The sequence below is a fragment of the Mycobacterium sp. SMC-4 genome (assembly GCF_050205565.1).
GTDB lineage: Bacteria > Actinomycetota > Actinomycetes > Mycobacteriales > Mycobacteriaceae > Mycobacterium.
Genome location: NZ_JBNMQU010000015.1, coordinates 30,673 through 43,179 on the forward strand (window position 1 = coordinate 30,673; position 12,507 = coordinate 43,179).

The window sequence follows — 12,507 nt, forward strand, 5'->3', positions numbered from 1 at the left end:
GACCAGCAGCACACGGAGGCCCGCATGGACACACCAGCGCCATTCACCGCATGCCAGTACGGGGCGGACGCCGAATTCACCCACGACCCAGCGGGAATCGCGAACTACAACGAGAGCGTCTACGTCAACTTCGTCGACCCGGTGAGCGAAGTCAGCGCGCTGATGCGGATCGGGAACCGCCCCACCATGGGCTACTCCGAGGCGACCGTGCAGCTGACCCTGCCCGGCGGTCGCATCGCGCTGCGGGCTGGTCGTCAGCCGAACGAAACCAACGACCGCTGGTCGACACAGGGGCTGGAGATCGTACCCAGGGAAGCCACCCGCACCTGGGAGGTGAACTACCGCAACACCGTCGCGCTGATCAGCACGCCATCCCTGCTGGCGGACCGCGGCCGGCAGGCGCTGAAGAATGCCCCGTCGCTGGAATGTGAGATCGCGCTGACGTTCGAAGCGTCGGTGCCGATGTTCACGATCGCCGAGGACGGGGACTGCACCCCGGGTAGTTCCCAGATCGCCACCGATCACTATGAACAATTCGGTCACGTCAGCGGATCGGTACGAGTGGGCGGGACCACCTGGCAGGTGGACCGTGCCACGTCGTTCCGGGACCACTCGTGGGGTCCGCGAGAGTGGGCGTCCTACAACGGAGAGTGGCTGGCGGCCTGGCTCGCCGACGGCACGGCGATCACCGCGTACGGTGAATTCGAACCCAACGGCGAACGGGCGTCCGGAGGTGTGGTCGTCACTCCCGACGGAGTTTTCCATCCCATCCGCGACTACACCGTGTACACCGATTACGCCGGTGAGGCAACGTATTCGGGACGGAACACCGCGGTGATCACCGCGGAGGGATTGCCGTTGATGGTGCTCGACGGCTCGATCAACCACTTCGTCCCGGTCACCCAACGCACAGCCGACCGTGCGGCCCGCATGGGGCAGATGTCGGTCCGGTACGCCAACGGCCAGGGCGGTTGGGGTATCGCCGAATTCCTGCGCCCGATCAAGTAGCGGGCGAGGAGTCGAGCATGTACCCCGGACGCCACGTTCACGAGGATCCCGACCGCCCGGCAGTGATCATGGCGGGCAGTCGGGAGACCCTCACCTACCGTGACTTCGACGAGCGCGCCAACCGTGTGGCCAACTACCTCCGCGGACTCGGTCTGCAGCGCGGCGACCATATCGCGATCTTCGCCGAGAACCATGTGGACATGATCGTGACGATGTCGGCCGCCGAGCGCTGCGGACTGTATTACACGCCGGTCAACTCTTTCCTGGCGGTCGACGAAGCCGCTTACATCATCGATGACTGCGGCGCTCGACTGGTGATCACCACCGCCGCCAAACTCCCGGTTGCCAACGGGTTTCCGCACCGGTGCCCCAAGGTGGAGCACTGGCTCGTCATCGGCGAGACGGCGCCGCCTGCCCCGTTTGCGGACTTCGCCGCGGCCATCGAACCGTGCCCCCAGACACCCGGTGACGACGAGCGTCTCGGCACCCCGATGTTCTACTCCTCGGGCACCACCGGTCGGCCCAAGGCCGTCAAGCGGCACCTGCCCGATGTCCCGCCGCAGGAACAACTGGGCATCGAGGAGATGGGCAAGCGCCTGTTCCGGATGCGCGAGGGCATGACGTTCCTGTCGACCGCACCGCTGTACCACTCCGGACCGCAGTCGAGCATCTCCATCGGTCTTCGGTTGGGGGCCACCCATATCGTGATGGAGCGCTTCGACGCCGAGCAGTTCCTGGCCTTGATCGACGAGTTCCGCGTCACCCACACCATGGTGGTGCCGACGATGTTCTCGCGAGTACTCAAGCTGCCCAAGGATGTCCGCGACAAGTACGACTACTCGTCGCTGGAAGCCGTGGTGCACGGCGCCGCGCCGTGCCCGAGGCAGGTCAAGCAGCAGATGCTCGACTGGTGGGGTCCGGTCATCTACGAATACTACGGCGGCACCGAGGCCAACGGGACCTGTGGCTGCACGCCCGAGGAATGGCTGGCCAACCCAGGCACGGTCGGCAAGGCGTTCTTCGGGGAAATCGTGATTCGCGACGACGACGGCAACGAGCTGCCGGTCGGATCCCCCGGGAACATCTGGTTCCGCGGCGGCAACAGCTCGTTCGAATATCTCAACGATCCCGAGAAGACCGCTGAAGCACAGGATCCCACCGGCACGATGTCGAAGATCGGTGACATCGGGTACCTCAACGAAGACGGGTTCCTGTTCCTCACCGACCGGCAGGCGTTCGTCATCATCTCCGGTGGGGTGAACATCTACCCGCAAGAGATCGAGAACCTGCTCATCACCCACCCCGAGGTGATGGACGCCGCGGTCTTCGGTGTCCCGGACGAGGACTTCGGGGAGGCGGTCAAGGCCGTCATCCAGCCGTTGGACCCCGACGGCGGGACTCCCGACCTCGCGCAGCGCCTGCGCGAGTTCTGCCTGGAGCACCTGGCCCGGTTCAAGTGCCCCAAGTCGTTCGACTTCATCGACGAAATGCCGCGGCTACCCACCGGCAAGCTGTACAAACGTCAACTGCGGGACCGATATTGGAAGGACATGGCCAGTGCGTAGGACGCTCTACAACGAGGAGCACGAGGCCTTCCGCAAGGCGTTCCGCGCGTTCATCGACCACGCCGCCGTACCGCACGTCGAGGCGTGGGAAGAAGCCGGTACCGTCGACCGTGCGTTCATCCGTGCCGCCGGCGAAGGCGGGTTCCTGGGCTTCGAGTTCGCCCCCGAATTCGGCGGTCTGGGCATCGCCGATTTCCGGTACAACGCCGTGATGACCGAGGAAATCGTGGCTTCGGGCATGGTCGGTGACCTGTTCTCGATGCAGAACGACATCATCGTGCCGTATCTGCGCGACCTGGCCACCGACGAACAGCAACAACGATGGCTGCCGGCATTCACCCGCGGCGACTGCGTCACCGCGCTCGGCCTGACCGAACCCGGGGCGGGCTCGGACCTGGCGGCCATCAAGAGCACCGGCCGCCGCGAGGGGGACCACCTGATCCTCAACGGCCAGAAGACGTTCATCACCAGCGGCGCGACCTGCGATCTGGCGATCGTGCTGGTGCGCACCGGCGAACGCGACGGGCGCGGCACCACCTTCGTCGCAGTCGAGAACGGCACTCCGGGATTCGAGCGCGGTCGCCCGATGCACAAGATCGGTCGCAAGGCCCAGGACACCGCTGAGTTGTTCTTCACCGACTGCCGTGTGCCTGTGGCGAACATCATCGGCGAGCCGGGACGCGGATTCGGTTGCGCCATCGTGAATCTGCCCCGCGAACGGCTGTCGATTGCGGTGGCGGCCGTCGCCTCGGCGCGGCACGCCCTGGAATTGGGCCTCGAGCATGTACGTCAGCGCGACGCGTTCGGCGGACCGTTGGCGCAACTGCAGTCGGTTCGTATGCAGGTCGCCGAGATGCACACCGACATCGCGGTGCTGGGCGAGTACGTCGACCGCTGTGTGCTGGCGCTCAACGACGGCGAGCTGACCGCAGCCGAGGCGGCCGGTGTGAAATACAAAGCGACGGAACTGCAGTGGGAGGTCCTCGACCGCGTCCTGCAGTTGTTCGGTGGTTACGGCTATATGGAGGAGTATCCGATAGCCCGGATGTGGCGCGATGCCCGCATCCAGCGGATCTATGGCGGAGCGAACGAGGTCATGAAGGACCTCGTCGGACGAGCGGTGGTGGGTTGATGTCCCGATTGGACGGACGGATAGCAGTGGTCACGGGTAGTTCCCGCGGTGTGGGACGGGCCATCGCACTGCGCCTGGCCGCCGACGGAGCAGCGGTCGCGGTGAACTACCGCCGAGAGGCGGGCGCCGCCGACGAGGTGGTGTCCGAGATCGTCGCCGCGGGCGGACGGGCCCGGGCCTACGGAGCGGCCATCGACGACGAGGCTGCTGTGGATGCGATGGTCGAGGCCGTGCGCTCCGATCTGGGACCGGTGGACATCGTGGTCAGCAACGCGGGAACCGCGAGCAAGGGCCAGTCTGTCGGTGACACACCGGCGGCGGACTTCCTGTCCCTGCTGCAGGTTCACGCGTTGGGCCCGATCCATCTGCTGCAGCGCGTACTGCCCGACATGCGCGCGGCTCGGCGCGGCGACGTGGTGATGGTGTCCAGCAGTACGGTCGCCGAGGCGCCGGCGCTGGCCGCGCCGTACACGATGGCCAAGGCCGCCATGGAGATGTGCATCCGGACGATCGCGCAAGAGGAGCGCGCGCACGGGATCCGCGCGAACATCGTGGCCCCGGGACTGGTGGAGACCGAGATGGGCCGACGCCTCGTGAAGGCCGCGACCGGGGGAGGGGCGATGGAGGACATCGCCGCGTCATACCCGTTCGGCCGGGTGTGCACCCCCGCCGATGTCGCCGGTGCCGTCGCCTATCTCGTCTCCGACGACGCGTCCTACGTGACCGCGCAACGCATCACCGTCGACGGTGGCGGCCGCGCAGTCCAGGTGGTTTAGCCGCGATGCGGAGGGGAGTTGAGGCATGACAGATTTCCTCGCTGAGCTGGCGGAGTCGCTCAGCACAGCAGTGGCCGGGGGCCGCTCGGTCGAACTCGTCGAGGTCGACCGACGCGCCGAGGGCAACTCGTGGGAGACCTACCTGGTCACCGCCGAGTGGGATGGCGGCAGCGCCTCTTTCGCCGTGAAGCGCGAACCCCTCAGCGGCATCGTGGGCAGCTACGACGTGGCGCGTGAGGTCGCGCTGCTGCGCGCCGCTGCCGGACTCGGGCTGCCGGTACCCGGTGTGATCGCCCACCGGGTCACCGAGGCGGGAAACCGCGGATTCTTCGTGATGGAGCGACTGGTCGGCGCGGTGCCGTTGCCGCACAACGTCACCCGGCAGATTGTCGACGGCGACGACCGCGCAGCCCTCGGGCGCCGGGTGGCGCGGGAAATGGCGACATTGCACGCCGCCGCTCCGGATTCGTTGAACCTGCCCGAACTCGATGCGCCGCCCGCGCCGGGGGATACCGGACGCGCAGAGAACAACCAGTGGCGACGCACGTACGAGGAGGTCGCCTCCATCCGCATCCCGATCCTGGACCTGGCGCTGGCCTGGCTGGATCACCGGGCCGACCACGTCTCGGGGCGGGTATCACTGGTGCACAACGACTTCCGGGTCGGGAATCTCGTCGTACAACCCGACAATGGCGCTTTGGTGGGCATCCTCGACTGGGAGACCGCGCACTTCAGCGACCCGGTGGCCGACCTGGCCTGGTTCTTCCAGCGCACCTCCAGGGGCCGCTCGCCACTGGCCTGCAAGCTGCTACATGTCGACGAGTTCCTCGACGAGTACGCCGAGGCGGCGGGGTGGCGTCCCGAGCAGACGACACTGAACTGGTGGGCGGTGCAGTCCCTGGCGAAGACCGCGATCGGCTGCCTGCAAGCGGTCGCGATCTTCGAACGCGGCGACCGTCGTGAACTTCGGTACGCCAACATGGCACACAGCGTCTACTACAGCCTGGGCTGGCTCAACCAGATGCTGCGCGACGGAGAGTGGGGATCCTGAGATGACCATCTACGCACTGGATCTGAGCCAGGTACAGCAGACCATCCGCGACACTCTGGCCGAACGGGTGCTGCCGGCGATCGAATCCGGCGACGCACGCAGTGAACTGCTCAGCGTCATCGAGATGCTCGACAGCCTGCAGGGCCGGCTGGCCTGGGACCCGGGCCCGCTCGCCGCTTCGGCGTCACGCACCGCCGACCTCGGTGCCGCGTTGGGGCAGCCGACCGGAACCGCAACACCTCCCGCCAAGACCGGTGATCTCGATGCGCTGCGCGAGCACCGCGCGTCCATCGCGGATGCGCTCGCATCGGCGTACACCGACGGATCGGATCCCTCGATCGTCACCGCCGTCGCCGAATTCACCGCGGCGGACATCGACGCCGAGATCTCCCCCGGACTGCGGCGGGGACTGCCGGATTAATCCGTCACCGCGGCCGAGGTGAGGTCGGGCGGCAACACCATGGCCCGGACCACGGTGGCCAGTTCGTCGGCGAGTCCGGGTCGCTGCCGGAGCCGAGGATCCTGCGACACGTCGGTGACCACGGCGATCGCGGCCTGCGCCAGTGCACGGGCGTCGGCGGCCGTCAACCGATCGGAGAGGGCCATGATGGCCTCGACCCATTCGGCCACGTACTCGCGCTGAGCGTTCCGCAACGCAACCTGTTCGTCTTCGGGCAGATAGAGCAGGTCGGAGGCGAGGATCTGCATGATTCGGCCGTAAACACCAAGTGCCTGCTGGATATAGCTCGAAATCAGGGCATTCAGCACCTGTTCGGGTGTCGTGGCGTATGCGAGCACGTCGGCGGTCACGTACAGCAGGCCTTCGGCGCCGCGTTCCAGGACCGCGCGCAGCACCTCGGTCTTGCCGGACATGTGCTGGTACAGCGTGGCGGTCGACATGTCGGAGGCCTTGGCGATGTCGTCGATGCGCACGTCGTAGAAGCCGCGCTCGTTGAACAATCGGGCCGCGGCGTCGATGATCCGCTCGCGGCGGCCTGCCGGCTGCCGATCCGGGAGAGGCGCTGCCGGCGCTTCGTCCGGGGCTGCGTCGGGAAGCTCGCAGTCGATCAGCCCCCAGGCCATGGCCGCCTGCAGTTCCTGCAGACGTTCGGCGGACAGGTTGCCGCGAATGTTCGGGGTGTTGGAGAACATGGCCAGCACCGCGAAGCCGAGGAGGTCCGCCTTTCGGGCACCCGCCTCGGGCCGCAGCTGTGCGATCTTGGCGGCGATCAAGTCGTGATTGGCGGTGAAATAACCTCGGAACAACTCGAGTTCATCCGGTCCGAGGTGCCGACGCTCACGGCGCCACAGCGTGGCCTCGTTGCCGTTCGCGGTCAGGTCGCAGAGTCCCGCGATCAGCAGCTGCACCTGCTCGTGAGCGGTGGTGGCCTCCTCGTCCGCGAGGGTGTGCAACTGCTCGAGGAGCTTGACCTGGCTCATCAGGGCGTGCACGAGGATGTCGTGCTTTCCCTTGAAATGGCGGTAGACGGCCGGCCCGGTCAGGCCGACGGCGGAGCCGATTCGGTCGATGCTGACGTTCTGGTATCCGAACTCCTGAAACAGGTGAGCAGCGGCGCGGGCGACCTGCTCGGTGCGTTGAACACCGCGGGCCGACGAGCGCAGCGTGGATTTCACGGTGTCGGCGCGCGTCGCCGTCGATCGTGACATCTCACTCTTTCCCATCCGCGGGGCCATCAGACCAGTGTCGCATCACCGCCGCGGAAGAACTCGGGCCGAACAGCAGTACCTCCGAGCCTACCCAGACCGACCCACATCTACTATATTCTCTATTAACTATAGACCGTATTATCTGTGTTGATGACGGCAATCTGGCCGGAGCGCACCATAGTTTCGGTTCACCGCCGGACCGCCGGCCGTCCGTAGTCGGTCGGTCACCCCAATGACAGACAGAGCCGACAGGTTGGGAGAAATATCGCCATGGGTCACTACAAGAGCAATCTGCGAGACGTCGAGTTCAATCTCTTCGAGTTGTTCGATCGCGGACCGCTCTTCGGCGCGGCGCCCTACGAGGAGGTCGACCTCGACACGGCCAAGTTCATCCTGCGCGAGGTGGACCGGCTCGCGCGAGAAGACCTCGCGGAGTCCTTCGAGGCGGCCGACCGGCATCCCCCGGTCTACGACCCGTCGTCCAAGACCGTCACGGTGACACCTGAGTTCGCCGCGACGTACAAGACCTGGATGGACGCCGAATGGTGGCGGCTACGGGTGCTGCCCGAGTTGGGCGGCACCAATGCTCCGAACTCGTTGAACTGGGCCTTGGCCGAATTCGTGATGGGCGCCAACCCCGCGCTGTGGACCTACGTCGGGATCCCGACGGCTGCGCGCGTGGTGTGGCGGCACGGCACCGACCGTGACAAGAAGATCGCCCAGATCGCCGTCGACAACCACTGGGGCGCAACCATGTTGCTGACCGAGCCCGACGCCGGCTCCGACGTCGGTGCCGCGCGAACCCGTGCCGTACCCAATGCCGACGGCACGTGGAACCTGCACGGCGTCAAGCGATTCATCACCGCCGGCGAACACGATCTGGCGGACAACATCATCCACCTCGTGCTGGCCCGTCCGGTGGGGGTCGACGGAGTCGGCGGCCCCGGCACCAAGGGGTTGAGCCTGTTCCTGGTCCCGAAATACGACTTCGATCTGGAAACCGGCGAACTCACCGGCGAGCACAACGGGATCTACGCGACGAACGTCGAGAAGAAGATGGGCATGAACGTGTCCACCACCTGCGAGATGGCACTCGGTGATGACGCCCCGGCCCGCGGTTGGCTGCTGGGTGAGAAGCACGACGGCATTGCCCAGATGTTCGAGGTGATCGAGGACGCGCGAATGATGGTGGGCTGCAAGGCTTTGGCCACCCTGTCCACCGGCTACCTCAACGCACTGGACTATGCCAAGCAGCGGATCCAGGGGGCGGACCTGGCACAGGCAGCGGACAAGGCGGCGCCGCGGGTGGCGATCACCCGGCACCCGGACGTGCGCCGTTCGCTGCTGTCCCAGAAGGCCTACAGCGAGGGCCTACGGTCGCTGGTGCTCTATACCGCGGTGTGGCAGGACGAGATCGCAGTGCAGACCGCCGCTGGTGCCGACACCAGTCTGGCCGAGTCCGTCAACGACCTGCTGCTGCCGATCGTCAAGGGCTACGGGTCGGAGCGGTCCTGGGTGCAACTGGGCACCGAATCGCTGCAGGTTTTCGGCGGTTCCGGCTACCTGCAGGAGTACCCGGTCGAGCAGTACGTCCGCGACGCCAAGATCGACACCGTGTACGAAGGCACGACGGCGATCCAGGCCCAGGACCTGTTCTTCCGCAAGATCGTTCGTGACCGCTCCCGGGCGTTGACGCATCTTCTGGACGAAATCAAGGGTTTCGTCGCCGCGCCGGATACGGCCGAGCTTGCGACCGAGTCAGTGCTGCTGGGTCGGGCGGTGTCGGATGTGGAGGCCATCGTCGAGAAGATGATCGGCGACGTCGCTGCCGGGGCGAAGGACGCCGCATACACCTACCGTGTGGGCCTCAACGCGACGCGGCTGCTCTACGCCCTCGGCGACCTGGTGGTCGGATGGCTGCTGCTGAGGGGCGCTCAGATCGCCGCCCGGGCTTTGGCTTCGGGTGCGAGTGGGGCGGACGTCCCGTTCTACCAGGGCAAGATCGCCGCTGCACGGTTCTTCGCTCAGGAGGTGCTGCCCATGGTCTCGGCCCAGCGCGAGGCCGCGCTGGCGGTAGGCGATTACGTGATGGAGCTCGACGAAGCGGCGTTCTGAGGTTTCGGACCCGCGGGCCGTCGTCACGCCGCGAGGTCGCGGCGACCGAACGCACACCCCGGCCCGCAGGCCCGGCCGTCCACCGCGATGCCGAGTCGAGTCATCAACTGCGCGATCTTGTTCGCCGTCTGGCACGGGCGGTCGATCACCTGCTGGTAGCTGAGGCGGACGGTGAATCGGCCGTCGACCGCGGCATCGAGGTCGCGCTGGAGATCCCGGTTCCGCGCGGTTGCCGAATCGTGGAAAAGGCGGCCGTCGAGTTCGACGATCAGGCGTTGACCGTACTCGGCGTCGCGGAAGCTCACACCCGCCGAGGATGCCGACCGGCGTTGTCGGACTGCCCGAGGTAGGCCGTGGGCCCGCTCCACTCTTTGCAGATAGGCCCTTTCGAGGACCGAGCAGCTGCCCTCCGCGATGTCGACGAGCACGGCACGCAGCCGGCGTCGGCGCGGTATCCGCCGGCGGGCGTCCAAGGTAGCCAGTAGCCGTATCGCGGTGGTGCGTCGGGATTGACAAGCGTTGGCCAACACTGCGATCGCCTCGAACTCCGAGGCTGCCTCGCACGCCACATCGAGCGCGGCTTCTTCGTACCTCAGCCGCGGTGGGCCGACGTTCCAGAGCGCCCGCTCGTCCAGGTGCGCGAGGTGGTGGATCCGGACACCCGTCGGTTCGGTCAGCATCGCGCGTTTGCGGTCGACCGCGACGTGGATCAGCGCACCTTGTTCCGACAGCGCCGACTCCAGGCACAGCGCCGCCGGTGCGGCGTACAGGACCGCGGCCCATGCGCGTTGTCGCCAGGTCAACGGACCGGTGTGATCGACGTACACGCCGTCGTGGACGCGCGCCCACTGTCGACGCCGCAGCAGTCGCCGAATGTCGTGGTCAGACGGGCCGGCGACGAGTACCTGCCGACGCGCGATCACGCCGCACTGCAGGTGCAGTACTTCGTCGATGTCCACGCGTTCGATCCTCGCGGAGCAGGTCTTGGGTGGACAGCGCCCTAGGCGATCTGTGGATAACCGTCTATGCCGAGGTTTGCAGTCGCCTGTTGACCAGGATCCTCGGCGTAAGCGAGGTCAATCGCGCACGATGCACAGGGCATCGACAGCGACGAGCCCGTCTGTGGTCACCAGAAGCGGATTCACGTCCAGGGATTCGATCCAGTCGCGTCCTGCGGCGGCCAGTCGCCCGAGGCCCACCAGGGCGTCGGCGAGCTGCTCGAGATGCCAGGGCTGCGAACCCCGGAAACCGTGCAGCAGGCGCAGGTCGCGGAACTCCTCGATCAGTGCTTCGGCATCGGTCCGGGACAGCGGCGCCGGACGACCCCCGATGCGTTGCAGCACCTCGACGAAGATCCCGCCGAGTCCGAGCATCACCATGGGGCCGAGCTCACTGCGGCCGTCGATGCCCATCAGCAGCTCACCGCGGAAAGCAGTCATGGGCTGCACCGCGACGGGAGGCGCCACCGAATGTTGGGCGGCGATCTCCCGTAGGCGTGTGACGGTCTCGGCCAGCTCGGCGGCTTCCACGTTCAACGCCACCGCACCCAGCTCGGTGCGGTGCGCGACGTCAGCGAGCTTGACGGCGTAGGGACCGCCGAAGGCCGGGGCCCGCACCTCATCGGTGGCGTCGATGATTGCGAAAGGCGCAGTGGGAATACCGAATTGCTCCAGCAGTCCCATGACCTCACGGAAGGGCAGGAATCGACTGCCGCTGGTGGCGTCGACGATGGTGTCGGCCGGCCGAGGTACCGGCGCCGGCAGATCGACAACCTCGCGGGCAGCCGTACGTTCCCGCTCGAAGGCGCCGAGCGTGTGCAATCCGCGCAGGGTGCCGCGGATGCCGTAGCCCAGTGCGACGGCGCCGTCGTCACCGATCACCTTCATCGCGAAATCGCCCACCGCCCCGGCGCCCGCCGCGATCGCGACGGGCTTGCGGTAACGCCGTGCGGCAACGGCGACGTCATCGATGAGCCGATGGTAGAGCGGGGCGTCGCTCCACATGTTGACGAACACCACGGCGTCGAGTTCGTCGGAGCCGACGTAGCGGTCGACGATGTCGGTCCAGAATGTAGCGCCGAACCCGGTGGTGTCCAACGGGTTCGGCACCGTGATGCCGGGGATGGTGGCAGCGACCCAGTCGGCGAGGCTGTCCAGCGGCGGGAGCGTGAGTCCTTCGGCCTCGGCCACGTCGAAGGCCAGCGAGGCGAAGCCGCCGGTGCCTGCGACCACACCGATGCGCTGCACTGGATTCCACAATGCCGGATCGATCTGACTGACGAGCGCGAGCCGGTCGACGAGTTCCTCCAGGTCGTAGGCGAGCTGAATCCCCGCCTGGGCGAACGCGACGTCGTAGGCCCAGGCGCTGCCGGCCAGCGCGCCGGTGTGGGAGGCCGCCATCTGCTGGGTGCGCGCATTGCGGGCGAGCTTCAACGCGACCACCGGCTTGCCCGCGGCGATGCACTTGCGTGCCGCGGCGAAGAATTCGTCGGGTCGCCGAATACCTTCCACGACAAGGCCGATGGCCGTGGTGTCCGGATCGGTGGCCAGGAAGTCGAGGTAGTCGGCGACGTCGGTGGTGGCCTCGTTGCCTGCCGAGATCAGCCGCGAGATTCCCACCCCGGTGCGCTGCTTTGCCGCGATGGCGATACCACCGATCATCGCGCCGCTGTGCGAGATCACCGAGATGCCACCTGGCGCGGGCTGATAATCGGCCGACGCGGTCAGGTACAGGCTGCGGGGGACGCTGATGTAACCGAGGCTGTTGGGGCCGACGACGGCCATGTTGCCGCGTCGGGCCGCATCTGCAAGGCGGCTCTGATGGTCGGCGCCCGCCTCGCCGAGTTCGGAGAACCCCGCGGCGTAGATGACCAGCCCACCGCAATCGAGATCCGCGCATTCCTCGGCGAGCGCCACGGTGCGTTCGGCGGACATCACCGACAGCACCGCGTCGATCGGTCCGGGCACCTCGCTGATCGCGCGGAACGCCGGCCGGCCGAGGACGGTTTCGGCGGTCGGATGGACGAAGTAGACCTCGGCAGTGCTGTTGAGGGTGGGGGAGATGAAGCCGGCGACCGGTGACTTGTCGCTGAGCCCGACGACGGCGACGGTGCGGGGGTTCAGCAGGCGTTCGAGCGGACCCGTCATGGCTGGTGCCCTTCGGTCAATGGTCAATCTGTGAACAGAGATTATG

Annotated in this window: 10 protein-coding genes; 7 read left to right on the plus strand and 3 right to left on the minus strand. The window is 66.8% G+C overall.

Annotated elements, in window-relative coordinates:
- The first annotated feature begins 24 nt into the window (after nt 1-24).
- The 6 genes from ACQI46_RS23165 to ACQI46_RS23190 are packed head-to-tail and all read left to right on the plus strand — an operon-like array spanning nt 25 to nt 5,953.
- Nucleotides 25-1,008, plus strand: coding sequence for a DUF7065 domain-containing protein (locus tag ACQI46_RS23165; RefSeq protein ID WP_427096396.1), 984 nt, complete (start codon nt 25-27; stop codon nt 1,006-1,008).
- A gap of 17 nt (nt 1,009-1,025) precedes the next feature.
- Entirely contained in the window at nt 1,026-2,573 is a 1,548-nt protein-coding gene (locus ACQI46_RS23170) for an AMP-binding protein (RefSeq protein WP_427096397.1), read from the plus strand.
- Complete coding sequence (locus ACQI46_RS23175) at nt 2,566-3,705, plus strand: acyl-CoA dehydrogenase family protein (RefSeq protein WP_427096398.1); 1,140 nt, start codon at nt 2,566-2,568, stop codon at nt 3,703-3,705. Before ACQI46_RS23170 ends, ACQI46_RS23175 begins: the two co-directional genes overlap by 8 nt.
- Nucleotides 3,705-4,481, plus strand: a complete 777-nt coding sequence (locus tag ACQI46_RS23180; protein ID WP_427096399.1) for an SDR family NAD(P)-dependent oxidoreductase — start codon at nt 3,705-3,707, stop codon at nt 4,479-4,481. The genes ACQI46_RS23175 and ACQI46_RS23180 overlap by 1 nt, the downstream gene beginning before the upstream one ends.
- 25 nt (nt 4,482-4,506) lie before the next feature.
- Nucleotides 4,507-5,532 carry a phosphotransferase family protein gene (locus tag ACQI46_RS23185; protein ID WP_427096400.1) on the plus strand — a complete coding sequence of 342 codons (1,026 nt, stop codon included), beginning with the start codon at nt 4,507-4,509 and terminating at the stop codon, nt 5,530-5,532.
- Between the two features lies 1 nt (nt 5,533).
- Nucleotides 5,534-5,953, plus strand: coding sequence for a hypothetical protein (locus tag ACQI46_RS23190; protein WP_427096401.1), 420 nt, complete (start codon nt 5,534-5,536; stop codon nt 5,951-5,953).
- On the opposite strand, the gene ACQI46_RS23195 is transcribed toward ACQI46_RS23190, so the two are convergent.
- Nucleotides 5,950-7,200, minus strand: a complete 1,251-nt coding sequence (locus ACQI46_RS23195; RefSeq protein ID WP_427096402.1) for a TetR/AcrR family transcriptional regulator — start codon at nt 7,198-7,200, stop codon at nt 5,950-5,952. The two genes, ACQI46_RS23190 and ACQI46_RS23195, sit on opposite strands and share 4 nt — an antisense overlap.
- A gap of 270 nt (nt 7,201-7,470) precedes the next feature.
- On the opposite strand from ACQI46_RS23195, the gene ACQI46_RS23200 reads away from it, so the two are divergent.
- Nucleotides 7,471-9,315 carry an acyl-CoA dehydrogenase gene (locus ACQI46_RS23200; RefSeq protein ID WP_427096403.1) on the plus strand — a complete coding sequence of 615 codons (1,845 nt, stop codon included), beginning with the start codon at nt 7,471-7,473 and terminating at the stop codon, nt 9,313-9,315.
- Nucleotides 9,316-9,338: 23 nt separating this feature from the next.
- On the opposite strand, the gene ACQI46_RS23205 is transcribed toward ACQI46_RS23200, so the two are convergent.
- Nucleotides 9,339-10,274, minus strand: a complete 936-nt coding sequence (locus ACQI46_RS23205; protein WP_427096404.1) for a type IV toxin-antitoxin system AbiEi family antitoxin domain-containing protein — start codon at nt 10,272-10,274, stop codon at nt 9,339-9,341.
- A gap of 117 nt (nt 10,275-10,391) precedes the next feature.
- On the minus strand, nt 10,392-12,461 hold the full coding sequence (locus tag ACQI46_RS23210; protein ID WP_427096405.1) for an acetate--CoA ligase family protein: 2,070 nt from the start codon (nt 12,459-12,461) through the stop codon (nt 10,392-10,394).
- Nucleotides 12,462-12,507 lie beyond the last annotated feature (46 nt).